The following is a 21,161-nucleotide window of genomic DNA, read 5'->3' as shown; positions in this document are numbered from 1 at the left end:
TTCGCCAGATCGGACCGGGTGTGCACTCCGCCTTCGCTCGGTCATTGCGACATTTCATAGCAACAGCTATGCCAGCGCCGCTGCGGCGGTTAAGGCTCTGATTGCCTTGAAGCATCGGGCGGCGCGCAGGATTCGCCGTGTTCTGTAGCCGACATGCTCTGGAGGAAATTGGACACACATCGCGGCCAGTCTTTGGTCAACCTGTGCCGTTTCAGACAATCATTTTCGCTCGCCCACTGAAGCGGAAACTCCTGACGCCGTTCGCGCGAAGACACCGGTTCGGCATCAATCTTGCTCGACCTTGTTTCGAGGACGACGCCTATGGCGCAGCCAAATGTTTGGCGGGCCGGGTCGTCGAAATCCTCCAAGAGCTTGCTGGGTCGTTCGATTGACCTTGCGGCCAAGCATGCACGAACATGGAAATGGCGACGCACCCATCCAAACTTGGAGTCGGAATTTTCTGGATCGCAGCATCATCTCTCAGCGACGCGCCCGGCAAATTCCGCTGCACCATCTGCGACGAAGTTCTGGACGTGTTTGAAGGTCCCGGGAGACGCTATCGTGTCGCAGTCAAACCGGACATGGATCAACTTACGCCCGGTAAGCCTGCCGTCTCCGAGCAGACGGCGGCTGCCTCGATGCTGAGCATTCGCGCAGTCATGCTGGGCGATCGCATCAGCCCGTCGGCTCTCGAAATCGGAACGCTAGCCCGCATTTCTCACAGTATTGAGGCGCATCGGGGCGCGAATCAGCGAAAGTTCTTTTGCGAGAAGGACTTTGCGATGATTCAAGGAATGCCCCGATGCCGACAGAGTGTAGCGCAGAACGTTTTGATTTTGGAGTGGTGGAAGGCCGGGCTGTGGAAGCGGCCTTTGATGCTGGGCTGGTGACGTCGGATGCTGGAGCGCTGCTTCTGGGCGCCACCGATCGAGCGATCGATCTGGTGGGGCGCTTTGCAGCTTGCTTTCGCGATCATCGCCGCGCGGACCTGATCGAGCATGCGATCGAGACGTTGATCGGACAGCGGGTCTTTGGCATTGCGCTCGGCTACGAAGATCTCAACGACCATGATGAACTGCGGCACGATCCGCTGATGGCGGTGCTGGCGGGCAAGCTTGCGGCCCGGCGGCAGGACTGCGCACCGGTGGCCGGCAAGTCGACGCTGAACCGGCTGGAGCTGAGCCGCAGCGAGCCTTCGCGCTATCACAAGATTGCCTATGACGCGGCGGCGATCGAGGCGCTGCCGGTGATGCTGTTCCTGGAGGCCCACGAGCGACCGCCGGCGCAGATCATCCTCGATCTTGACGCCACCGACGACCCGCTACACGGCCATCAGGAGGGACGCTTCTTCCACGGCTACTACGACTGCTACTGCTATCTGCCGCTGTACGTGTTCTGTGGCCGGCATCTGTTGGCAGCCAAGCTGCGACCCTCCGATATCGACGCCAGCGCGGGCAGCGTCGCGGAGGTCGAGCGGATTGTCCGGCAGATCCGCGCCCGCTGGCCGTTCGTGCGCATCCTGCTGCGGGCGGACTCAGGCTTTGCGCGCGAGGCGCTGATGGCGTGGTGCGAGCAGAACCGCGTGGACTACCTGTTCGGGCTCGCCCGCAACACGCGCCTGGTCGCCATGATCGAAGAGGAGCTTGCCACGGCTCGCGCTGCGGCCGAGAAGACCGACCGACCGGCGCGCCGCTTCAAGGACTTCCAATGGAGCACGCTCGGCACCTGGAGCCGAAGGCGCCGCGTCGTCGCCAAGGCGGAGTGGACAAAAGGCGAAGCCAATCCGCGCTTCGTCGTGACCTCGCTCAAGCGGGCCGAGGCGGGCGCGCGACAGCTCTACGAAGACATTTACTGCGCCCGCGGCGACATGGAAAACCGCATCAAGGAGTGCCAGCTCGACCTCTATGCCGACCGGACGTCGGCGGCGACCATGCGCGCCAACCAACTGCGGCTGTGGTTCGCCGTAATGGCCTATGTGCTGATCTGTGCTCTGCGGCGCATCGGCCTTGCCGAAACCACTTTTGCCGACGCCACCTGTGGCACCATCCGCCTCAAGCTCCTCAAGATCGGCGCACTGGTGCGCATCAGCGTCCGCCGCATCAAAATCGCCATGGCTTCGGCCTGCCCAGCCGCCCAGGAATGGGGACACGTGGCCCGCCGCCTGGCCGAAACCGCCAAGGCCCGCGCCGCACCCACCTGACACGCGAAGCTGCGACGCGCTCAATCGGCGGCATCACCAACAGGTCCAAAGGAGACACTCAAAGCCAAATCGCCACCCGCGCCTCCAGCGCAACGGCTCCTCATCACCTTCGCTAGACCTTCTATCCTCCGTCGCACAGCTATCGGCCGTGTGAGAAATGCGGGCTAGTGTCCTCGACGCCGATCGCTTTCCGCATTCATGCGGGCCTTGTCGTGATCTTCCGCTATGGCGTTGTAGTGCTCATCGGATTGTCGCCCTCGGAAGGAACCGCTCCGATCGAAACCCTGATATCGCGGGTCATCGGTGAACTCAGCTCCTATGAGGAGGAGAGCGCGCAGGCGCAGCTCTGCAACGACCAGAGCGCCGAGGTCATCCTGCCGGGCGGGCGGATTTTGTCTCAGAGAATTTAGCGACGATCGGCTGCTGAACGCCGATAGCTAGCCAAGAGCACGGCGCTGGAGCGAGATAAGCGCCGTGTCGCCGCGGTGTTCGACGTGATCGTACCCTTTGCACGCGAACTAGCCGAGCGCGGCCGGACGCCGCGGGCCGCAAGGGCATTCTCCAACTGATCGGCAATGCGCTCCTGGTCCAGCAGCACGTCGCGGGCCGCGTCGCCATTGCCGAAAAAGCCCGACGCACTCTGGGAGAAGTCGGAACTCGAGCGGCTCTATTCGCGTCTGTAAGACGAATACGAACTGAAGGAGCGTCTTGAGATGCTTGAGCGCTAGCTGTCGGCCATATCCGGAACGGCTAACGCACTGACGGACATCATCGACACACGGCGCTCGCTGCGTCTTGAATGCGTTATAGTCGTGCTGATCGTGATGGAAGTTGCGATCGGATGCTTTCAGATTATTACAGCAGCTCACTGAGTGCGGCTGGCCGTAGCGCGTGAAGGCGCCTTCGTGGGGTTAGAGCGGGCCTACTGACCGACCTGACCAAGCGTTGACGTGGGACGCGCCGTTCGGCCGCACTCAGCTGCGGATTTCGGCTATGTCTTCGCCGTGCCCCCTTTTGCCCAATTTGCAGCGGCCGCCACTCAGCTTCTCTGCTGTTCTCGACTTGGTCGCGGAATACTTGCCAGGCCTCCGCCGCCCAGGCGCAGCCAGCGACTACCGAAACAAGGTCGGTCGATTTCACCAGGACGCCTCACTATGTTGAGCGACTGCCTTTCGCCGTTTTGCCACATCGCCGCGGCTCGGTCGACGTGTCCTGCCGTGATTTCCCTTGCGTGGCTGTTAGCGAACGGTCATGATCCGCCAGCGCGAAAACGCGCGCTGCAACTGGACATGAAAGCTCAGAACTGCGGCTAACGCGAAGGTCGCCGAGCTTGACGCGGCCGGGGACTGCGACCGGGCGTGCATAGCGGCTCCGCGTCAGCGATAAATACTAAACGGATGACAAAGGAACTACGCCGCGAATTTCGACGCGGTTTTGAGCTCGCAAGCAGGCGCCGAGATTTTCTGACGTCCCCATCCGCTCTGGACATTCCATCTGCAGGACTGTCCCTCAAAGCGCCTGGACACTCACGCGCCCTCGGCAGCTCCTCTCAAATCCGCTTCTGAACCGATCCCGGCATGGCGATCCTTCGCTGGCTCGTTCAGGAGCCCGGCGAGCCTGAGGCCCTCAAGGACTCCTTCGAGCCGCTGTTCGCGAATGATTGCGGCCAGCAGCGAAACGGCCTCCTCCCGATCGACGGTGAAGCAGATGTCAGGCGCTCGCTCAACCAACAGGTCCAGCAGGGTCGGAAGGTCAGCAACGTGGTGGCGTAGGGTCGAGACCACATCATTCGCGAGATAGGTCGCCAAATCAGCATTCGGCGGCGGATCAAAGTCCAAGTCGACCTCGGCGCGCTTCTCGATCGCATGTCGTATCAGCTCGCCCTGCCGTCTTGCATTCATCGAGAGCATGAACACCGCATCCGCGAGGTTCTCGCGCGGCAAGCTTCTCAGTTCGGCCATGCAGGCCCGAACGTCGCCGACCGAACTCTCACGGCGTGCCTCTGCTCGCCGCGCGTTAGCGGCTTCCCTGCTCTTTTGTAATCGAACCATCGTCATGCTCTCCGGCCGATCATATATCCCAGCGATACAGGCGAATGAAAGTGCAAACTTGTGTGCTGCATGCGCGCAGCCCGCCTGACGAACGCGCAACCGGCGGTCGCGCGAAGGAGTCACAAAGCGCTAATTCTGTGATCCGCTCGGCCGGCGGCGCGAAGCGAAGTCCTGCTTCGAGCGTTCCGTTTGTAGGTGATAGGCAGCGTCGCGAGGCAGTGGCGGCAGGCGGATCGCCGCGAACTCCAAGGAGGACGAACCGGCCAGATATTGGGGAAGAGAAGCAGGATCCGTCGACAGATCCGACATGGACGACCTAATCCGCCAATGCGCTGCGCCCTGTTTCGGATCCGCTCGCTTTGCCTATCTCCGGGCCATATTATAGCGGAACCTGGCAAGGGCCCGCCCGGTAGATGGAAACATTGGGACTCGATTGAATCAGGTGAAATCTCAACTTCGCGCGTGATTTCGTTGTATGGCGAGAACGCCGCAGCCTGCCAATCAGCCCTGCCCCGAAGCTTTAACCAAATTTGAATAGCACACCGTAACCGCCACGTGGGTAGCTCCACTCGATATCGCCACTTTCTTCGCAGATCACCCGGCAGGTACCGCACTCGATACATCCGTCGACTGTCACCTCAACATGACCTTTATCGCTGAGCTCGTAGCACCGTGCAGGGCAGGCCTTCAGCATCGATAAGAGCCGCGAGGATGGTCTGGTGTGCGGCCGCACCTTGATATGGGCGCGGCCGGAATCAACGAGATAGCGGTTGTAGAATAGTTTGTCCTCGACACGTCGGGATGGCTCGCTCGGCATTGTTTCTGGCTCCGTCGTTCGTCGTTGTCTTTGGTTTGTGATCAGCGCCAGGCCCGGGCAATGCGCAGGGCATCGCTGAACAGTCCACTCCACGACCGCGCCTTGATGAACGAGCTCAGCATCAGCTTCTCCTTCTCAAGCTTTGGTGTGCCGTCGACGCGCACGTAATCCTGCATCGCCTTGGAGAAGAGCTGCGGATATGTGAGAAAGAAGTTCTGCGAGTGGGTATGCATCAGGGCCGGCATATCCTTGTACTTCTTCAGGTCCTTGATCACGAACGAATCATTCAGCAGCTTTTTGTAAAGCGAAAGATTTTTGGCCGTCATCGGATCATTTCGCGATTTGATAAGGCAGATCGCTTCCGCGGCGATACGGCCCGACGTCATCGCCAGATTGGACCCCTCGCGATGGATGGCGTTGTTGAGCTGGGCGGCGTCTCCGACAACGACCCAGCCCTCACCACAAAGCTGCGGGATCGCCTTGTATCCACCTTCGGGGATCAAATGCGCGGAATATTCCTTTACTTCCGAACCCTCGATCAACGGCGCGACGGACGGGTGACGCTTGAACCCCTCGAGCAGGCCGTAAGGCGTCTCGCCGGTACGCTGGAAGTCGGCAACAAGACAGCCGATACCGAGCGATATGCATTCCTTGTTGGAATAGATGAAGCCCATACCGGTCATACCGCGGGAGATGCTTCCGGCGGCTTCGATGACGAGCCCCTCGTCGCCTTTTAGATTGAAGCGAGCATCGATTGTCTCGCGCGATAGGAAATGCATCTCCTTGACCGCGAGTGCGACCTTGTCCGGTTTCGGCCGCGTTCTTAAGCCCGCACCCGTTCCCAGCACTCCGTTCACCCCCTCGGCCAGCACGACGACATCTGCATGGATTTCACCCCCATCTCGATCTGTGCGCACCCCGACGACCCTCCCATCGGAATCCTGGAGGAGCTCGGTCACCGTCGTCTCGCACAGCACCGTGGCGCCGGCCTCGCGGACCTTCTGCGAGAACCATTTATCGAACTGGGCGCGGATGATGGTGTAGCGGTTCGGCTTTTCCTCGTTGAAGTCATCGGAGCGATAGTGAATCCCGGTGTGCGAACGCTCGTCCACGATCCAGAAGCGTTGCTCGACGAGATGCCGCTCAAGCGGTGCATCTTCTCGGAAATTCGGGATCAGCTTCTCCAGCATATCGGCATAGAGGATGGCGCCTTGCACGTTCTTCGACCCTGAATACTCGCCGCGCTCCAGCTGCAGCACTTTTAGGCCCCGTTCGGCCATGATCAGCGCTGCCGCATTCCCGCCCATGCCAGCACCGACGACGATCGCGTCGAATCTTTCCTCGATCATACAAGCTCCCCCTATCCAGCGATGCGGTCGTGCGAGTGCGGCGACAGCTGCGCGCGGAATGCAGAGGTCAATGCGGGCAACAGTCGAATGGCGTCGGTGACGATGCCGATGTGGGCGAAGTCGAAGATCGGAGCGTTCTTGTCGGTGTTGATGGCAACGATGAGGTCGCCCCCCTCCACGCCAACGCGATGCTGGATCGCGCCGGAAATACCGGCCGCGATATAGAGCTTTGGCCGAATGGTTTTCCCGGTCTGGCCGATTTGTCGGTCCGAGGTGACCCAGCCCTTCTGGACCAGCGGCCGCGAGCAGCCATATTCGGCGCAAAGCACGTCCGCGAGCTGCTGTACCAGTTGGAAGTTCTCAGGCGACCCCAGACCGAGCCCTCCAGCGACGACCACGTCGGCATATGCAAGGTTGGACTTTTTAGAATCGCGGTCTGGCAGGAACGACAGCACCTTTGTGACGATATCTTCTTCTACAAGCCCGAGCGGATGCGAGATGACGCGCCAGACCACGCCGGTCACGCGCTCGGGCATCGGCATCACGCGCGGACGGACGGTTGCCATCTGTGGTCGGTAGTTCAGTGTGTAGATCGTGCACAATAGTGAGCCGCCAAACGTCGGCCGGGTCGCTGCAAGCGAGCCGTCGGCATCGACATCGAGTTCGGTGCAGTCGGCAGTTAGGCCGGTGAGCAGTGTGGTGGCCACTGAACCGGCGAGATCGCGGCCGAGTGTAGTTGCCCCTAGGAGTAGGATTTCCGGCTTGTACGTATTGACCAGCTCTGACAGGGCCTTGGTGTAGGATTCATTGCGATAATCGGCCAATAGATCATCCGCCACGATATAGGCGAGATCGGCGCCGTAGCAGAAGGATTCGGCGACCGCCTGCTGCGTTGTCTCCCCGACTGGGCCGATGACAACCGCGGCGAGGTCAACGTTGAGCTTGTCGGCAAGCCGTCGGCCGGCACCCATCAGCTCCCAGGAGACGGGGTGTACTATCCCGCGTTCCTGCTCGATGAAGACCCAGACGTGCTTATACGCTTTGAATCGTTCGGGCAGCTCCCTCTTGGTCGCCGCGCGACCACCACCCGCGGCCGGAGCTGCGCTTTTGGGTGCGGTGCTCATCATCTGTACTCCCATCCGTGTTCAGTAGCGGCTCGCCAGTTCAGTAGCGGCTCGCCAGCGAAGCGTGCTCCGCCTCCAGCTTTGACTTCGCGGGTGAAGATTGCTTCAGTTAACGTTCGGCCGCGTGCACGCCCTCATTTTGTCAACACCGCCTGGCAGCAGCGCGGGGCCGAGACACCCATTGCTGGACTTTTGTCGACGAGCCCGGGAGCACGCGCTTCGGGTTCTTTCCGGGTTCGGCATTCTGGGGCCACCATTTGGCAACTGGTGAGGCGCGCAACCGCGCGGTCACGCGAGCCGATCGATTGCTCCCCCTCATCTTGGAGATGCAACCGAGCTGGAACAGATCGAGGACCTACGTGAGGCTCGGCTGGTGCCATTGTCGGCCGCGAGGTTGCCGGTGAAAACGCGATCCGTTACTCTGAATGCCCTCGCAATCTTGCCGATTGCAGCGACACGCCCGCAACTCTTGGCGAGTGCACCAGGGCCGGCGGTGAAGCCGCCCGTCAACGACGCCGCGCGGCCGGCGCTGGAGAGCGAGGGGCCCCCCCGGGAAGTCTCGGCCATAGATCGGCCAACGCGAGTGATTTCGTCGACGAATCTTTGGCGCGGATCAAGCGCAGCTTTCAGCTCAGCCAGGCCGGAATATGCAACCATCGCTTTGGCGTCGTGACGCATCATGATGCCGACAGGCAGCGCGCGCGAAACTGCGTGGCGTCCAAAACAAACTCGATGCGGACCAAGATGTGCATTCGCTTCTCCAGACTAGCTGAGCATATGTCAGCAATTGTCGTACCAATTGCGCAGACGATGAAAATTGACCGCCAATACAGCATCATACTGAAGGAAATCGGATTGGCAGCCTCTCACGAGGATCGGAACATTCGAAACCGTGCTGACCCGTGTCCGGAATGCGACAGAAGACATTCATCCTAACCTTGCTGCGCTTTCCTCGCCAAATATGCGCTCCCGGCTGCCGGCGTACCATTGCAGGAGATAGCTGCACCATGAGACCAGCTTGAAACGACGGAAATATCCGGGCTGAGCCGTGATTACCTTAAGGAGCCGAGTGTCCAAGCTGCGGATCCGCGAGGCCGTAACTGCAACTTTGGTCGTTGGCAGGTTCTCTGAACCTTCACGCTCCAGAGCACGAGATATAAACTCAATTCACTCCAAAGAACCGAGCTGCACCAATGCTGGATGCTTGTTCGGTTGTGGTGCGGCCGCATCCTTCAGGACCTTGAACACGCGCTGTTCGATCGGGGAGGACGTGACGAAGTCGGCATAGGCGCGCTCAAGCGTGGCCTTGCAACGCGAGGCGATGTCAGGATCTGATGCACCGGTAAACTCCTCGCCGGCGAGATATTGACCCATGCGACGCAGGATATGAAGCCGCGCCACGTCGATGATTTTCGCATCGTACTCGACGCCGAGCAGTGCAAAAAACTCCTCTGCCGCCGAGGCCTTGTTCAATTGCGAAAGGATCCCGTCCGTCGTCATTTTCAACCTCCATTAGATCCGCGCCGAGAAGCCATCCTGGCTCGAATGTTCCAACCTGATCGCGCGATGCGCATGGCTGACCACCCGATCGCCCTCGGTTGACGAGCGATCTCTCGTGAATGTCGCGCCAGATCGCCACCACCGTTTTCTGCGAAACCGGACCTTTGTGCTCGATGGCATGCTTGCTGACGCGCGCGAGAATGGTTTCGGTTTGCTCGGCGGTGACCGAAAGCTGCAACTCGGACAAGAGCGAAGTGATAGCGGCAAGGCCTGAATGCTTGCCCATCACAATGCGGTGGGAGCGGCCGAGTAACCCCGGGTCCAGCGCTTGGTAGGTGGGCCGGTCTTTTTGAGAGCCCACTGTGGATGCCGGGTTTATGGGTAACGACATGCTCGCCGACAATCGCCTTGTTGAGCGCAATCGTGCGGCACGCTGCGGCTACAACGGCGGCCGCGAGCTTTTCCAGTTCAGATACCAGCACGCCGGTATCACGGCCGTAGAGCTGCCTAACTGCGACGGCAGCTTCCTCCAGCGGCGCATTGCCGGCTCGCTCGCCCAGCACACCGGGACTCGAGCAGGAGGGGGCATCCATTATGAGCTCAGTCTTGCGAACTTGGGATGGGTTGGACTGAGTCATCGAGACGACGCAGATGATCCCGCCGGCGTCCGGCCATCCGGCTCTCCCCGCTCTCCTCGCCGAAGCAAAGATCAAAATCATTGCATTCCGTGCAGACCGGCGTGGTACAGATCACCAGACCGTCATCTTCGCATAGCGTGCGATAGAAGAAGCGCTTCCAGCGCATGTTCTTGGTGTTGCGAGCCGCCAGCGGCCCGAAATGGCGCATCAGGAGGCGGGACAATTCGTGCCGCTCCCGCAGACCGAGATCTTCCCACAGGTGATTAGGCTCCATGGCGCGCCGCGCGATCATCGTCGCGAGCCAACCGCCGACCTCGCCATGAGTGGAACGTTGCGCAAGCAGGAGGTCGCGCACCATAATCGTCTCGTCAGGAGCCGGTAACGCGGACTGTTCGCGCCAGGTACAACTCCTGACTGGGGTGGATGGGAAGTATTGCACCAAGAGCGCATCGAGCTCCTGGGTAGTCAAGCCAGCCCGTTCGGGAAGTTGGCCGCCATCCATAGCGGATGCGGCGAGAACGCAAGCGAGCACATGGCGATCGAAATCGGCATCGTCGCTGATGTCGACTTCTGTTGGACGGCGCCCGGTCAGAAGCCCGTAGAGCTCACTTGCATCGCGCTGCTCGGCGATGTGAGCTGCTGATACAGGAGATGACGTCGTATCGGCCAATTTGCTTTGTGTGCCAATCATGAAGGTCCCCCAGCTTCTGAGTGGACGATGTCGGCCTTCCCCGGTCGAGAAGGCCGACGACATCAACTATGCCGAAACAGCGGCGAGCTCGGCGGCGGTCTTGCCGACCAGGCTCTCGTCGACAGGCTTGATGATGCCGTGCTCCATGAGCATATCCTCGAGCTCGTCCATGCTGATTGGCGTCGGGATGGCGCCTTGTCCCGCATTATTGTGGATCTTGGTCGCGAGATTGCGATAGTGATCCGCCTGTTTGGACTCTGGCGCGTATTCCAGCACAGTCATGCGGCGCAGCTCCGCGTGCTGCACGACATTGTCTCGTGGCACGAAGTAGATCAGCCGGCTGCCGAGCTTCTTGGCAAGAGCATCTGCCAGCTCCAGCTCCTTGTCAGTCTGCCGCTCGTTGCAGATCAGGCCGCCGAGGCGCACGCCGCCGGAATTCGCATACTTCAGAATACCCTTGGAGATGTTGTTGGCGGCATACATCGCCATCATCTCTCCGGACATCACGATGTAGATTTCCTGTGCCTTGTTCTCGCGGATAGGCATCGCGAAGCCACCGCAGACAACGTCGCCGAGCACGTCGTAAGAGACATAGTCGATGTCCTCATAGGCGCCATTCTCCTCCAGAAAGTTGATCGAAGTGATCACGCCTCTTCCGGCGCACCCCACCCCCGGCTCTGGACCGCCGGACTCGACGCATCGAATGTCCTTGTAGCCGAGCTTGATGACGTCCTCGATTTCGAGGTCCTCAACGCTGCCGGCATTCGCCGCCAGACTCAGAATGGTGTCCTGCGCTTTGGCGTGCAGGATGAGGCGAGTCGAGTCCGCTTTCGGATCGCAGCCGACGATGAGAATCCTTTGGCCCAGCTCAGCAAGAGCCGCCAGCGTATTTTGCGACGTTGTCGATTTACCGATGCCACCCTTGCCATAAAATGCGATTTGTCTCAGCGAAGACATGTTGCTCTCCATCAACCGATTGCCAATTTTTGGCGCGGAACGCGCGAGGCTGTTTCTCTCTCAGAAACGTGGGCACACGGGTTTCGGGAAGGAGGCCACCGCTCGCCCTCGGCGTCGGCGTGCCCTCAGCCCTCACTCGTTGCTGCATCCAGTTAGCAACTGGCGTGCCATTCGTTCGCACGCGCGTTAAGCATCTGACTAGGCTCGGCTAATAGCGCAATGTCCGAGACTGGATGCTGTGGCGGACCCGACAGCGGCAGGAGCTCTGAGACAAACCCGACAAAGCCCGGCGCGTGGATTCCACTACGAGTGCCGGGCGAAAGAGCGCGGACAGGAAATGCTGGGCCGAGTCAATTCAGGAGACCACACGGTGCAGATGAGGTTCAAGGACACCGGCATCATAAAAGGCGAATGTTCCACGATCGGCATGATGGGTACTTGCCGTCAGATGGGTGGCATATCGCTTGCTTTGCCAATCGCGGAACGCTGTTTCCGTGTGACGCGATGTTGTGAGGACAATATGCCTGGAATTGGAAGTAAGTTGCCGCCGTTCGACATCACAGGCGTGAAGCCCGGCTTTCACCTGCAAGAGGAGAACGGGCTGAGCGCCTTCGAGGCGCTGACTGAGAGGAGTTTCCCCGGAAAATGGAAAGTCATCTTCTTTTACCCGAAGGATTTCACATTCGTCTGCCCAACCGAAATTGCTGAGTTTGCTCGCCTGTCCAAGCAGTTCGCCGATCGCAATGCAATCGTGCTTGGTGGCTCGACCGATAACGAGTTCTGCAAGCTCGCCTGGCGGCGTGAGCACAAGGATCTGCACCGTCTATCGATCTGGCAGTTTGCCGACACCAAGGGCGCACTGGTCGATGGCCTTGGAGTGCGATCGCGTGATGGCATCGCGCATCGCTACACCTTCATCGTCGATCCTGAGAACACGATCCAGCATGTCTATGCGACAAGCCTCAATGTCGGCCGCAGCCCGACTGACACGTTACGCGTCCTGGATGCGATACAGACTGATGAGCTCTGCCCTTGCAACCGCGAAATCGGCGGCGACACGCTTAAAATTGCCTGAGGCAACATATCGAAAGTGCAGCAAGGAACAGCTCCCGCATTCGAAGGACGTCAGATTCAATCGTTTGTCGGATACCAGATGAGACGATCTTACCGCAAATGCGGCGGCCTGCTGCTAGCGAGTGCGGCCCGCAATTCAATTCTCATTACCGACATGGAGTCTGCCGCGGCCGCCGCGCTGTCCGCGCGCGGCACTCGCGGCGGCGAAATCGACGGTCTCGATGATAACGATGAACAATGTTCACCATTGCTTTTCTCACCTCACAACAAATCCCGCATACAAGAGGATGCCGGCGCGGTTCCGCATGAACATACAAAATGCTTGTACGCTTCTGCGCCTGCTGTCTGCACATCTCCTGCCGGACTACCTATGTTGTCGCCGTAGGCCGGATCGCGGCTATTCCCTTCTTTCTGCCGACGAGTCGGCCCCCGCGCTGGGAAAAATGGTGCCAAGCTCCCTCTTAGGGCAACCATTTTAGGTTCCAGTCGCCGCGCCTCGAGAGGCAGAGGGAGATGGCTCAGCGCCGAATGACGTCTACCGGCCGAGATGATGATCCGCCGGCACGCTCGCGGACCGTATTTTCCCAGCTCAGTAAATCTATATTCACGGTGTAAGCCGCTCAGCAAACCGGTCAGCTCGTTCATCGCGCGAACTGCCCCTCGGGCGCAGGGACCTGAAAAGATCAGGTGGCCCGGCGGTCGTAAGCCGCCTGGCCCGCCTCGATCATCACGCCGGTCAATTTCCGAACATTCACGCGTATCTCAGCGCTGGTGACCCAAGCCAATCCCCAAGGTACGTGCTTTCTGTCTTAGAGAGCCCTCGGATCGCTTCATAAGCTTTGAAACCCTAGCTACAGGGGTGCGGGCCTTTGAGTGCGCTTTGAGCAGCTTGACGTCATCCTTACTATACTCTTTGCGCTTGGTGCTTTTTGCCACGTGTTCTCCGATTTCGCTTTGCACATTTGCCTGCAGCGTCTTGTTCTTGGCGAAGACGCAACTGCTTCCCATTACCATATCAATGGTCATCGAGAACTATTCAAGCGGATTTTTCTCTTCGAGATAAGAACTGGAACTACACGCGAATTTGTCCTCTGTCCTCTGGATCTTTATCCGCGTGACAAACCCGATTTTCGACGTGCACGTCAGCCCCTTCAACATGGAAGCAAGCCATAGAGAAGGGAAGCTCGATGCGTCTTCGAAAAACAATTCGAAAAGCGCTTCTTGCTTGAATGCGCCGACTTCACTCACCAATTTTGTAGTATGATATTTCCAGGCGCCAATACTATTGATGGAGTAGCGCGGATCGGCCGGGACGGTCGCACTGCCTCACTTACGCGCGCATCAACGGGCCTTCACGGCGACTGCACGGCGTTACCGCGCGAAGAGCAAACGTCTTCTCCTATTTTCTCAAGTCCTGCGGACTTAAGGGCGAGTACTCACAAAGGCAAATCTTGGAATGCCTGACCGTTACTCCTCGTCAGCTGATCGAGCACGGTTCGCTCATCCCCATTTGATCTACCGCAGTATCCTTGGTTAAGCCACGTTGAGATACCCAGGCAATTCCGCCCTCAGCGAACACTTCTGCGAGACCATCGCCTGCCCGCGTCACATGGACCCGATGAACGAGCGAGCGACCTGATCGTGATATTTCCCGGGCCGGGCACTACGGCATGGCAAGCAACCCGCGGGCCTAGCCGTCCTGTGTGAGCTTGGCACCGGAAGGCGATTGCTTGATCATGACTTGCCAGAGCGCTTGGCCAGCACAATGCCGGCGGCGCGGTGTGGATCATTCGTGATCTTTACACAGTGATCTCCACTGTCGAGCAGATGCAGGTGGAACTCCAAGCCGGCGGAACGGACTCTGCGTCATGTCGGACGCCTCGCAAGAAGGCAAGATGTGGAACTTTCTGCCGGAGCGTCAGGCAGGGCTCAGAGGCTGTATCTATAGCGGCGAGCGTCTGCTCGATCTCCGTCAGGTCGCCTTCGAGCACCATCTCCACAATCCTTATTGCCAGAACAAACGTTCAGGGTCGGCGTTCAGAACCGCTGTCGCCAAGCCAAGCCGTTGATGGGTCGAATGCCACTCCCAGACGCCCTTGCGGTGATCTTTGCGGAGCAGCTGCCATGCCGACCCAGTCCTATCGTGGTGCAGCAGCGCGACGTCGACGAGGCCGCCCTCCGCATTGATATTGCCTGAGCAGCACGGGCTCTCGACCAGATAGCCGCCAGCAACCGCTGTCACCTTTGGCGAGACATATCGGTAGTGCTGGCGCTTCGTCAGCGCGCGCACGATCCGCCACCGGTCGAGCTCGTTGGGATGCGCAGGCAATCCGGAATGATGTCGTCTGATGATTGCAGCGTTCATTGCGCGATATCCTAGACTGCAGAGATTTCTGCCTCGAGGCAGCCAACCACCAAGTGCTTGCCGAAGTCGACCATATAAATGGGTAGGTTCGCTTCCGTATGGCGACCGACCTGGACGATCTCACCAATGTACCCGACGCTGACCAGACACTCTTCCGCCGACGCGCCGGGAAAGGAACCGTCGTTGAGCAGATCGATTGCCGCCTTGACACGTTGGCCTGACCGGTATTTTGGCGATCTTGGTTCGATCATCGGGGTGCCGCTCCTGGCAAGAACGGCTCCTCGCCTTCGTGGCTTGGCGTGACTAGATCGAGCTCCTTGCATTTCATGCCGACGCGATTGCCGGAGCCGAGGAATTCGACTCCATAGATATAAAATTGTTGCAGGAACGTGCCGATCGAGATGACATAGCCAAGCTCGCCTTTCTTGACCAGAACCTCACCGATGTCCTTGCCCACATAGGTGCCGTCGTTACGGATGGTGCGGTTGGCCCGCACGTTGTCACCATAATCAAAGAAGGGGGCGTCCGTCAGCTCGACGATGTCACTGTCACGGGCGATGTTGCTCATGCTGCCGTCCCTGTTCCATAGTTCAACTGCACCGCGCCTTGCAGGCGCCCGGCCTTACGGACGGCCCTATCATGATGCTCGATCAACCCCCTCCATTCCCGCACGGCGGCGCTTGCGATCACGGATTGCATGAGCCTGTCGGGATCCCGGTGCAGCAACATCAACGCCCGCAACCTAAACTCCAGATGCTCGAGACTGTCGTGAGCCCATGAGTTGATGTTGAAGAAGCCATCGACGCGGCACGCGCGTCTGCCATCGAGGGAGGCGTGCTTGAGCCGGCGGCGAGGCGCGTGCTTCGGCGCGGGATGCGCACAGCCGACAGAGTTGACCTGATTACCCCGGCAACCGATGGCATTGTGGACGTCATCACTCACGGTCCCGCCCATACGCTCGAGCGTGCCCAACAACACCTTGGCGCCAGCCTCGTCCGCGGGGCAAAGCCCCAGCAGTCTCCCGACAGCTGCCGTTCTTCCCCAGTTGCCCGAGACGCATCTGCAAGTCGACAATATGCGTCGAGCGAGAACGGAAGACCCACACGAGGTGCTCTCATAGCAGCCGAATTCCGGCTTGGTGGCGCCCAGCGCACCAGTGGCAAGAAATTCGTTTCCGCATCACGTGATCCGGTGCGAACGCCTTGGCGTGGCGCAGGTGTACTTTCTGCACTTTCATCGAGGTGATAGGATAGCCCTGTCGCCCTGGGATGATGCTCGGCCGACTCGACACCGTGCGACCAAGACAGGACTCGGCGAGGACGCCCTCTTTCGGATGACCAACTGAAGAAGGCCTCGGGCATGAATGTCGCCTGATCAACAATGGCCGCAGGTGCCTGGATTGATGTCGCGGAAGACGCGTCGGCTCTTCGTGGGCCCATCTGCGAAATCGATCCTCCACGCTCAAGACGGCGGCTTTCGGGCCGACAGGAATAGCTCGACGCGCTCCCGCCGACGTGCTCGTCGCCAGAATATGACTTGGCAACTTGCGAAAAACATTTGGGACCAGGGCGAGCCGTCCACCTGGTCAGAGAAGGCGAAAGCCGCGGCCGGCGCCTCGTCAAGGCGGAGCATCATCCGCCCGAGTTTCTGAATCTTTAGGTTGACATCCATCGTAGCTCTCAAGCAGGCTCCTGGTGACGCGGCAGTGCCGTGTCTAGCACGCATGTATTGTCAACCGGGCAAACCGCCACGCATTGCGGCTCATCAAAGTAGGCGGCGCACTCGGTGCATTTCTCAGGATCGATCAGGAAAACGCCGGCTCGCTCGGAAATAGCAAAGTTCGGGCACTGCGTTTCGCACGCCGAACAGCCCGTGCATTGCGAGGCGATGATCTTGAACGGCATTGTCTGAACCCATCCTCAGGCGGCGGAAATCAGCGCATTGCGGCAGGCCGCCGGATCGACCCGCTCAACGTGCTTGATCTTCCCCTCATTGACTTTATCGAGATAGAATTTGAACCAGGCGATCGCCGAGCCATCAATGAACTCGTAGGCGTACTGATCGACCGGTTCGATTCCGGCCTTGATCAATTCGGCCTTCGGGCAGCCGCCGATCTTTGACACGAACACGGCATGACAATCGTTGATGGCGCCGATGGCGATTTCGAGCTTGCTGTCCTCGCCATGGCCGCCCTGGCAATAGGGATGAATAGGACGACGGCCAACGAATTTTGCGCCTGAAGTCGAGAGCTCGTAGATCTGGAACTCCTTGGCATGACCGAAGTGCTGGTTGATCAATCCCGAGCCCTTGGTTGCAACCGCCACCAACACCTTGATTTGGCTGGACGCGCTGGCGAGCCCCGCAAGCTGCTCCTGCTTGGCCGCAAGCTTTGCAACGCGCGCCTTCTCGACTTTGGCCTGATACTCCTTTCGCGCCTGCTCATCATATTTGATGTCCATGGCCATAATCTTTTCCATGGTGAACTCCGCGCCGCGGTCCTCCCCAAGCAGTCCGACGGCGTCGGCGCGGCACTGGCGACAGTGACGCATCATGTTCATCTCGCTTTCGCAGCTATCCTGCAATGCTGTCACTTCCTGTGCGGTCGGGCCGCGTTGCCCGCTGAGACCGAACACGGTGCCATGCTCGGGCGACGATATCAGCGGCATCACGTTATGCAGGAAGGCGCCGCGCGACTTCACGGCCTTGTTAACCTCAACCAAATGCTGATCGTTAATCCCGGGAATCATCACCGAGTTGACTTTGCAAAGGATGCCGCGCGCGGTGAGCATCTCCAGGCCCTGGAGCTGCCGATTGCTGAGGATGCTTGCAGCTTCAATGCCTGTGTAGCGCTTGTGGCGGTAAAAGATCCAGGGATAGATCTTTGCGCCAATATCGGGATCGATCATGTTGATCGTGATCGTCACGTGATCGACCTTGAGTCTTGCGATCGTGTCGACATGATCAGCTAGCGCCAGACCGTTCGTCGAGAGGCACAGCTTGAGATCTGGCGCGAGTTTATTGACGAGCTCGAACGTCTTGAATGTCTTGTCCGGATTCGCCAGGGGGTCGCCAGGGCCAGCAACGCCGACCACGCTCATCTGAGGGATCGCGGAAGCGACCGCCAGCACCTTCTTGGCGGCCTGCTCCGGCGTCAACTTCTCGCTGACAATGCCGGGGCGCGATTCGTTGGCGCAATCGTATTTACGATTGCAGTAATTGCACTGGATATTGCAGGCGGGCGCGACCGCGACATGCATGCGGGCATAATGGTGGTGCGCCTCCTCGCTGTAGCAGGGATGGTCCTTCACCTTTTCCCAGACCTCATTTGGCACATTGCCGATGCCGGCCTGAGATCCGCAGCTCGCCTTGCCGCTTCCACCGACCGTACCGCAGCTCTTGTGCTTAGCCATGACTTGCATGGTCTCGCTGATCTCGCCGCCGCCGCAGGATACCTGGTGTTGCGCTGAAGTACTCATTTTTCCAATTCTCTTCGCAAGTCGAATCCTTCCAGGCAAGCATCCCCAGAATCGTTTCTGAAAAGCCAAGAGCAACTGGCGTGCCATACCTGCCACAAACGAATTTTTTGGTTCGCTTCAAGCAGTTAGATAACGCCTGCTCGAATGTCCGTTTTATCAACTCATGTTGGAAAGCTGACAAAAATTGCGATCACAAGAGCGCTGGCCGCGCTATGATGACGGCGGGTACGCTGCTTCATCTATGCCCTTGGGCCAAGAGCATGGCGGCTGGTGAGTTGATCTTGTCGCCGAAATGTGACGCGTATGCAAAGCACAATCCGCAAAAGACGTTTCCGGACGCTTTGAAGGACAACTTGAACGGGCGATCCTACGTAGATGCAGACAAGAAGCAGCCCCTGTTACCGACCTATGTCGTGAAGATCACGCGGGCCCCTGCCCTGACACTCCGGAAGGCATTGTCGGGGTGAAGAGAAACGCCGGGTGGCCAGGGTGCCGACGGCCACGAATTGGACCGTGCGTCCAAATGTTGGTTGGCATCTCGAATAGGTCGTGCGGGTTTGGACGCCGATCAGATTCGTAAGGCTGCAGCCGCCTCGGTCGACATCGCACGAACTGCCGTCCAACAACTACACTACGTCGCTGACGTCTCGGTATCCAGCCAGCCTATCCTGCTCTTCAGGAAACGCAGGCCCAGCGCCAACAAGCTGGCGTGCTCCCTGTTGTCCTTGCCATTTCCGTGGCCGCCGGCGGCATGCTCGTAGAAATAAGCCTCATAGCCCATCGCCTGCAGCTTCGCTGCCATTTTGCGCGCATGTCCGGGATGGACGCGATCGTCCCGCCGCCTGGTGGCCATCAGGATCGGCGGATAGGACTGTCCGGGTCTTGCGGCATGATAGGCAGAATAGGTCTTCAGCCACTCCCACTCCTCAGCGTTGTCGGGATCGCCATATTCGGCGAGCCAGTTCGCCCCGACGAGCAGTTTGGTGTAGCGGCGCATGTCGATCAGCGGGACGGTGCAGAACAGTGCGCCAAAGAGCCCGGGATATCGCGTTAGCATGTTGGTAATGAGGATGCCGCCGTTCGATCCACTCTCGGCCCCGATCCGCTTGGCCTGTGTCACGCCGCGCTTAACGAGATCGACGGCGACGGCTGCGAAATCGTCATGCGACAATCTCTTGCCGGCCAGCCGGCCGGCGTCGTGCCAGCGCGTGCCGAACTCACCGCCGCCGCGCAAATTTGCCTGAACCGTGGTGCCGCCGCATTCAAGCCAAAGCTTACCGAGCGCGGAATTGTGATACGGTTTAACGGAGATCCCAAACCCGCCATATCCGCTCAGATGGACCGGCGCGTTGCCGGTCTGTCTGACCGGGCCGGTCTGTAGGTAGGGAATTCGCTCACCGTCGATCGAGATGGCCTCGTGCCGCGTGACCACGCAGTGCTCCGCGGCAAACGTCTTCGGCGCCTGCTTCAGCACGGCGGGACTGCCAACGCCCCGCTCCATCAGGATGAGGGACGGCGGGGTGAGCGGATCCTCGACGTGAGCCAGCAAGTCGCCATTGCTCTCGGATGGATTGCGGTCGAGAGACCAGATGTCGACCACGCCAAGATCAGGAAGCCCGCCCAATTGCTCGCAGTTCCAGCCATGCTCGGATGGCGTGCAGATCTCGAAGACTGGCCGGAGTTCGTCGAGAATACAAAGCACAACTTTGCCCGCACTCCAAAAGAAGCTCTGCAGCGCACGGCGCGGCCCCGGCTCGAAGAGAATCTCGAACTGGCGGCTGCCCGCCAGGAATGCCGGCAGCGGGATGACGAGCACCGTATCCGCGGCATAGGTCTGCCCTGCCACAGACCAGGATTCGCGCGGCTTCAGGGCAAGCCAGTTGCGATGCGACCGCATCCAGATGTTACTTGGCAAGTCGAGCCTCGTCTTGGCGCCCGTTTCATCGCCCAGCCAGACCACGCAGTTGGAGACGTCTGTCGCATCGAGGAACCAGATCCTGGGCGGCACGACAGTGTCGTCAACACTGCAACCGACAGACACATGAGCGGCCTTGGCCTCAAAGATCACTGCCGCTTCGTCAACATGCGTACCACGCCGCCACAGCCTCACCGTGCGCGCATAGCCGGTGGTCGCGGCCATGCCGTCGCCATGGGAGCTTAACAACACCAGCGTATCGGAATCGAGCCATACGCCGCTGCCTTTGGCTTCCGGCAAGATAAAGCCATCGTGGATGAAGAGCTTCGTGTCTGAATCGAATTCACGCAAAGTGACGGCATCGCTTCCGCCGCGCGATAGACTCAAGATCCATCGCGAGTGATTTCCAGGCGGTGCGGCCGTGGCATTCAGAAGCCAGTCTTTGCCTTCGCTGACGGCAAGTTGATCGAGGTCGAGCAGGATGTCCCAAGACGGCTTCAGCGTGCGATACTCTTTCAGAGTGGTTCGCCGCCAGAGGCCGCGTGGATTATTGGCGTCCCTCCACAGATTGTAGAGATACCGGCCGCGCCGGCTGACATAGGGGATATTGTCAGGTCGGTCGTAAATCGCTGTCAGCGCATCTCCGTCTCGTTCGGCTGCGGGTCCGCCAAACACCTCCAGGGTTCTGCTATTCTGCCGCTCGACGAAGTTCAGCGCCCGCGCGCCTTCGATCTGTTCCAACCACAGATAGGGATCATCGTCGGGAGCGGAGGGCGTTGGCCTTCCAATTCGCGCGCCATCGACGCTCCTTGTCTGACCATGCTTCATTTACAACCGTAGTCTTGACGCGTAGTTCGACTGCTTCATGGATTTGCATCGCAAAGGTCGCATCACAATTTGCCCTACAAGCTGGCCCGAGATTCAATCCTCTCGAAACTGAATCTTGCGGAGTTGCAGCAATTGGCCTGACGCTGTGAAGATGTGCGGAATGCAACGACCGGGCT

Annotated in this window: 19 protein-coding genes and 1 pseudogene; 4 read left to right on the top strand and 16 right to left on the bottom strand. The window is 59.5% G+C overall.

Annotation, left to right across the window (positions count from 1 at the left end; genetic code table 11):
* The first annotated feature begins 416 nt into the window (after window positions 1-416).
* From IVA98_RS00780 to IVA98_RS00770, 3 genes are all read left to right on the top strand, one after another.
* Window positions 417-890 (top strand): hypothetical protein, encoded by a 474-nt coding sequence (locus IVA98_RS00780; RefSeq protein WP_247354191.1) that lies wholly within the window; start codon window positions 417-419, stop codon window positions 888-890.
* Window positions 803-2,200 (top strand): IS1380 family transposase, encoded by a 1,398-nt coding sequence (locus tag IVA98_RS00775; RefSeq protein ID WP_247354190.1) that lies wholly within the window; start codon window positions 803-805, stop codon window positions 2,198-2,200. Before IVA98_RS00780 ends, IVA98_RS00775 begins: the two co-directional genes overlap by 88 nt.
* 167 nt (window positions 2,201-2,367) lie before the next feature.
* Window positions 2,368-2,610 carry an RMD1 family protein gene (locus tag IVA98_RS00770; RefSeq protein WP_247354189.1) on the top strand — a complete coding sequence of 81 codons (243 nt, stop codon included), beginning with the start codon at window positions 2,368-2,370 and terminating at the stop codon, window positions 2,608-2,610.
* Window positions 2,611-3,726: 1,116 nt separating this feature from the next.
* On the opposite strand, the gene IVA98_RS00765 is transcribed toward IVA98_RS00770, so the two are convergent.
* The 8 genes and pseudogenes from IVA98_RS00765 to nifH all read right to left on the bottom strand — a co-directional run bounded on the left by IVA98_RS00765 (window position 3,727) and on the right by nifH (window position 11,327).
* Window positions 3,727-4,257: a hypothetical protein gene (locus tag IVA98_RS00765; protein ID WP_247354188.1), complete on the bottom strand. Its 531-nt coding sequence runs from the start codon at window positions 4,255-4,257 to the stop codon at window positions 3,727-3,729.
* 514 nt (window positions 4,258-4,771) lie between these two features.
* The gene (locus IVA98_RS00760) at window positions 4,772-5,068 is read right to left on the bottom strand and encodes a ferredoxin family protein (protein WP_247354187.1); all 297 of its coding nucleotides are present in this window, start codon (window positions 5,066-5,068) and stop codon (window positions 4,772-4,774) included.
* Window positions 5,069-5,109: 41 nt separating this feature from the next.
* Window positions 5,110-6,417 carry an FAD-dependent monooxygenase gene (locus IVA98_RS00755; protein ID WP_247297559.1) on the bottom strand — a complete coding sequence of 436 codons (1,308 nt, stop codon included), beginning with the start codon at window positions 6,415-6,417 and terminating at the stop codon, window positions 5,110-5,112.
* 11 nt (window positions 6,418-6,428) lie between these two features.
* On the bottom strand, window positions 6,429-7,544 hold the full coding sequence (locus tag IVA98_RS00750; protein ID WP_524536337.1) for an electron transfer flavoprotein subunit alpha/FixB family protein: 1,116 nt from the start codon (window positions 7,542-7,544) through the stop codon (window positions 6,429-6,431).
* Window positions 7,545-8,708: 1,164 nt separating this feature from the next.
* Entirely contained in the window at window positions 8,709-9,041 is a 333-nt protein-coding gene (gene nifW, locus IVA98_RS00745) for a nitrogenase stabilizing/protective protein NifW (protein ID WP_247297554.1), read from the bottom strand.
* Window positions 9,042-9,159: 118 nt separating this feature from the next.
* Window positions 9,160-9,601 (bottom strand): annotated as a pseudogene (locus IVA98_RS00740) (homocitrate synthase/isopropylmalate synthase family protein); the annotation flags it as partial.
* Window positions 9,602-9,641: 40 nt separating this feature from the next.
* The gene (locus tag IVA98_RS00735) at window positions 9,642-10,370 is read right to left on the bottom strand and encodes a nitrogen fixation protein NifQ (protein ID WP_247297553.1); all 729 of its coding nucleotides are present in this window, start codon (window positions 10,368-10,370) and stop codon (window positions 9,642-9,644) included.
* A gap of 66 nt (window positions 10,371-10,436) precedes the next feature.
* Entirely contained in the window at window positions 10,437-11,327 is an 891-nt protein-coding gene (gene nifH, locus IVA98_RS00730) for a nitrogenase iron protein (protein WP_026233535.1), read from the bottom strand.
* A 520-nt stretch (window positions 11,328-11,847) separates the two neighbouring features.
* Here nifH and IVA98_RS00725 point away from each other — a divergent pair.
* A complete protein-coding gene (locus tag IVA98_RS00725; RefSeq protein ID WP_247297592.1) occupies window positions 11,848-12,402 on the top strand; it encodes a peroxiredoxin in 555 nt (184 codons plus the stop codon).
* A 761-nt stretch (window positions 12,403-13,163) separates the two neighbouring features.
* On the opposite strand, the gene IVA98_RS00720 is transcribed toward IVA98_RS00725, so the two are convergent.
* The 8 genes from IVA98_RS00720 to IVA98_RS00685 all read right to left on the bottom strand — a co-directional run bounded on the left by IVA98_RS00720 (window position 13,164) and on the right by IVA98_RS00685 (window position 20,985).
* On the bottom strand, window positions 13,164-13,427 hold the full coding sequence (locus tag IVA98_RS00720; protein ID WP_247354186.1) for a hypothetical protein: 264 nt from the start codon (window positions 13,425-13,427) through the stop codon (window positions 13,164-13,166).
* Window positions 13,428-14,406: 979 nt separating this feature from the next.
* Window positions 14,407-14,766, bottom strand: a complete 360-nt coding sequence (locus IVA98_RS00715) for a DUF3024 domain-containing protein (RefSeq protein WP_247297550.1) — start codon at window positions 14,764-14,766, stop codon at window positions 14,407-14,409.
* An 11-nt stretch (window positions 14,767-14,777) separates the two neighbouring features.
* Window positions 14,778-15,017 (bottom strand): nitrogen fixation protein NifZ, encoded by a 240-nt coding sequence (locus IVA98_RS00710; protein WP_247279054.1) that lies wholly within the window; start codon window positions 15,015-15,017, stop codon window positions 14,778-14,780.
* Window positions 15,014-15,334, bottom strand: a complete 321-nt coding sequence (locus tag IVA98_RS00705) for a nitrogen fixation protein NifZ (protein ID WP_247297548.1) — start codon at window positions 15,332-15,334, stop codon at window positions 15,014-15,016. The genes IVA98_RS00710 and IVA98_RS00705 overlap by 4 nt, the downstream gene beginning before the upstream one ends.
* Window positions 15,331-15,708 (bottom strand): 4Fe4S-binding leucine-rich repeat protein, encoded by a 378-nt coding sequence (locus IVA98_RS00700; protein ID WP_247354185.1) that lies wholly within the window; start codon window positions 15,706-15,708, stop codon window positions 15,331-15,333. The genes IVA98_RS00705 and IVA98_RS00700 overlap by 4 nt, the downstream gene beginning before the upstream one ends.
* A gap of 737 nt (window positions 15,709-16,445) precedes the next feature.
* Window positions 16,446-16,670 (bottom strand): 4Fe-4S binding protein, encoded by a 225-nt coding sequence (locus IVA98_RS00695; protein ID WP_247297545.1) that lies wholly within the window; start codon window positions 16,668-16,670, stop codon window positions 16,446-16,448.
* Window positions 16,671-16,685: 15 nt separating this feature from the next.
* Window positions 16,686-18,242 carry a nitrogenase cofactor biosynthesis protein NifB gene (gene nifB, locus IVA98_RS00690; protein ID WP_247354184.1) on the bottom strand — a complete coding sequence of 519 codons (1,557 nt, stop codon included), beginning with the start codon at window positions 18,240-18,242 and terminating at the stop codon, window positions 16,686-16,688.
* Window positions 18,243-18,873: 631 nt separating this feature from the next.
* On the bottom strand, window positions 18,874-20,985 hold the full coding sequence (locus IVA98_RS00685; RefSeq protein WP_247354183.1) for a prolyl oligopeptidase family serine peptidase: 2,112 nt from the start codon (window positions 20,983-20,985) through the stop codon (window positions 18,874-18,876).
* Window positions 20,986-21,161 lie beyond the last annotated feature (176 nt).

Origin of the sequence: Bradyrhizobium sp. 160 (assembly GCF_023073735.1) — a bacterium.
In the GTDB taxonomy this organism is placed as follows: domain Bacteria; phylum Pseudomonadota; class Alphaproteobacteria; order Rhizobiales; family Xanthobacteraceae; genus Bradyrhizobium.
Note: the sequence above shows the minus strand (reverse complement) of the source record. Positions and strands in the feature narration are given on the sequence as shown.

What these genes read in the sequence shown, in the direction of transcription:
- IVA98_RS00780 (WP_247354191.1), top strand. Translation starts at nt 417, where the DNA reads ATGGAAATGGCGACGCACCCATCCAAACTTGGAGTCGGAATTTTCTGG.
- IVA98_RS00775 (WP_247354190.1), top strand. Translation starts at nt 803, where the DNA reads ATGCCGACAGAGTGTAGCGCAGAACGTTTTGATTTTGGAGTGGTGGAA.
- IVA98_RS00765 (WP_247354188.1), bottom strand. Translation starts at nt 4,257, where the DNA reads ATGACGATGGTTCGATTACAAAAGAGCAGGGAAGCCGCTAACGCGCGG.
- IVA98_RS00760 (WP_247354187.1), bottom strand. Translation starts at nt 5,068, where the DNA reads ATGCCGAGCGAGCCATCCCGACGTGTCGAGGACAAACTATTCTACAAC.
- IVA98_RS00755 (WP_247297559.1), bottom strand. Translation starts at nt 6,417, where the DNA reads ATGATCGAGGAAAGATTCGACGCGATCGTCGTCGGTGCTGGCATGGGC.
- IVA98_RS00750 (WP_524536337.1), bottom strand. Translation starts at nt 7,544, where the DNA reads ATGATGAGCACCGCACCCAAAAGCGCAGCTCCGGCCGCGGGTGGTGGT.
- nifW (WP_247297554.1), bottom strand. Translation starts at nt 9,041, where the DNA reads ATGACGACGGACGGGATCCTTTCGCAATTGAACAAGGCCTCGGCGGCA.
- IVA98_RS00735 (WP_247297553.1), bottom strand. Translation starts at nt 10,370, where the DNA reads ATGATTGGCACACAAAGCAAATTGGCCGATACGACGTCATCTCCTGTA.
- nifH (WP_026233535.1), bottom strand. Translation starts at nt 11,327, where the DNA reads ATGTCTTCGCTGAGACAAATCGCATTTTATGGCAAGGGTGGCATCGGT.
- IVA98_RS00725 (WP_247297592.1), top strand. Translation starts at nt 11,848, where the DNA reads ATGCCTGGAATTGGAAGTAAGTTGCCGCCGTTCGACATCACAGGCGTG.
- IVA98_RS00720 (WP_247354186.1), bottom strand. Translation starts at nt 13,427, where the DNA reads ATGACCATTGATATGGTAATGGGAAGCAGTTGCGTCTTCGCCAAGAAC.
- IVA98_RS00715 (WP_247297550.1), bottom strand. Translation starts at nt 14,766, where the DNA reads ATGAACGCTGCAATCATCAGACGACATCATTCCGGATTGCCTGCGCAT.
- IVA98_RS00710 (WP_247279054.1), bottom strand. Translation starts at nt 15,017, where the DNA reads ATGATCGAACCAAGATCGCCAAAATACCGGTCAGGCCAACGTGTCAAG.
- IVA98_RS00705 (WP_247297548.1), bottom strand. Translation starts at nt 15,334, where the DNA reads ATGAGCAACATCGCCCGTGACAGTGACATCGTCGAGCTGACGGACGCC.
- IVA98_RS00695 (WP_247297545.1), bottom strand. Translation starts at nt 16,670, where the DNA reads ATGCCGTTCAAGATCATCGCCTCGCAATGCACGGGCTGTTCGGCGTGC.
- nifB (WP_247354184.1), bottom strand. Translation starts at nt 18,242, where the DNA reads ATGAGTACTTCAGCGCAACACCAGGTATCCTGCGGCGGCGGCGAGATC.
- IVA98_RS00685 (WP_247354183.1), bottom strand. Translation starts at nt 20,985, where the DNA reads ATGAAGCATGGTCAGACAAGGAGCGTCGATGGCGCGCGAATTGGAAGG.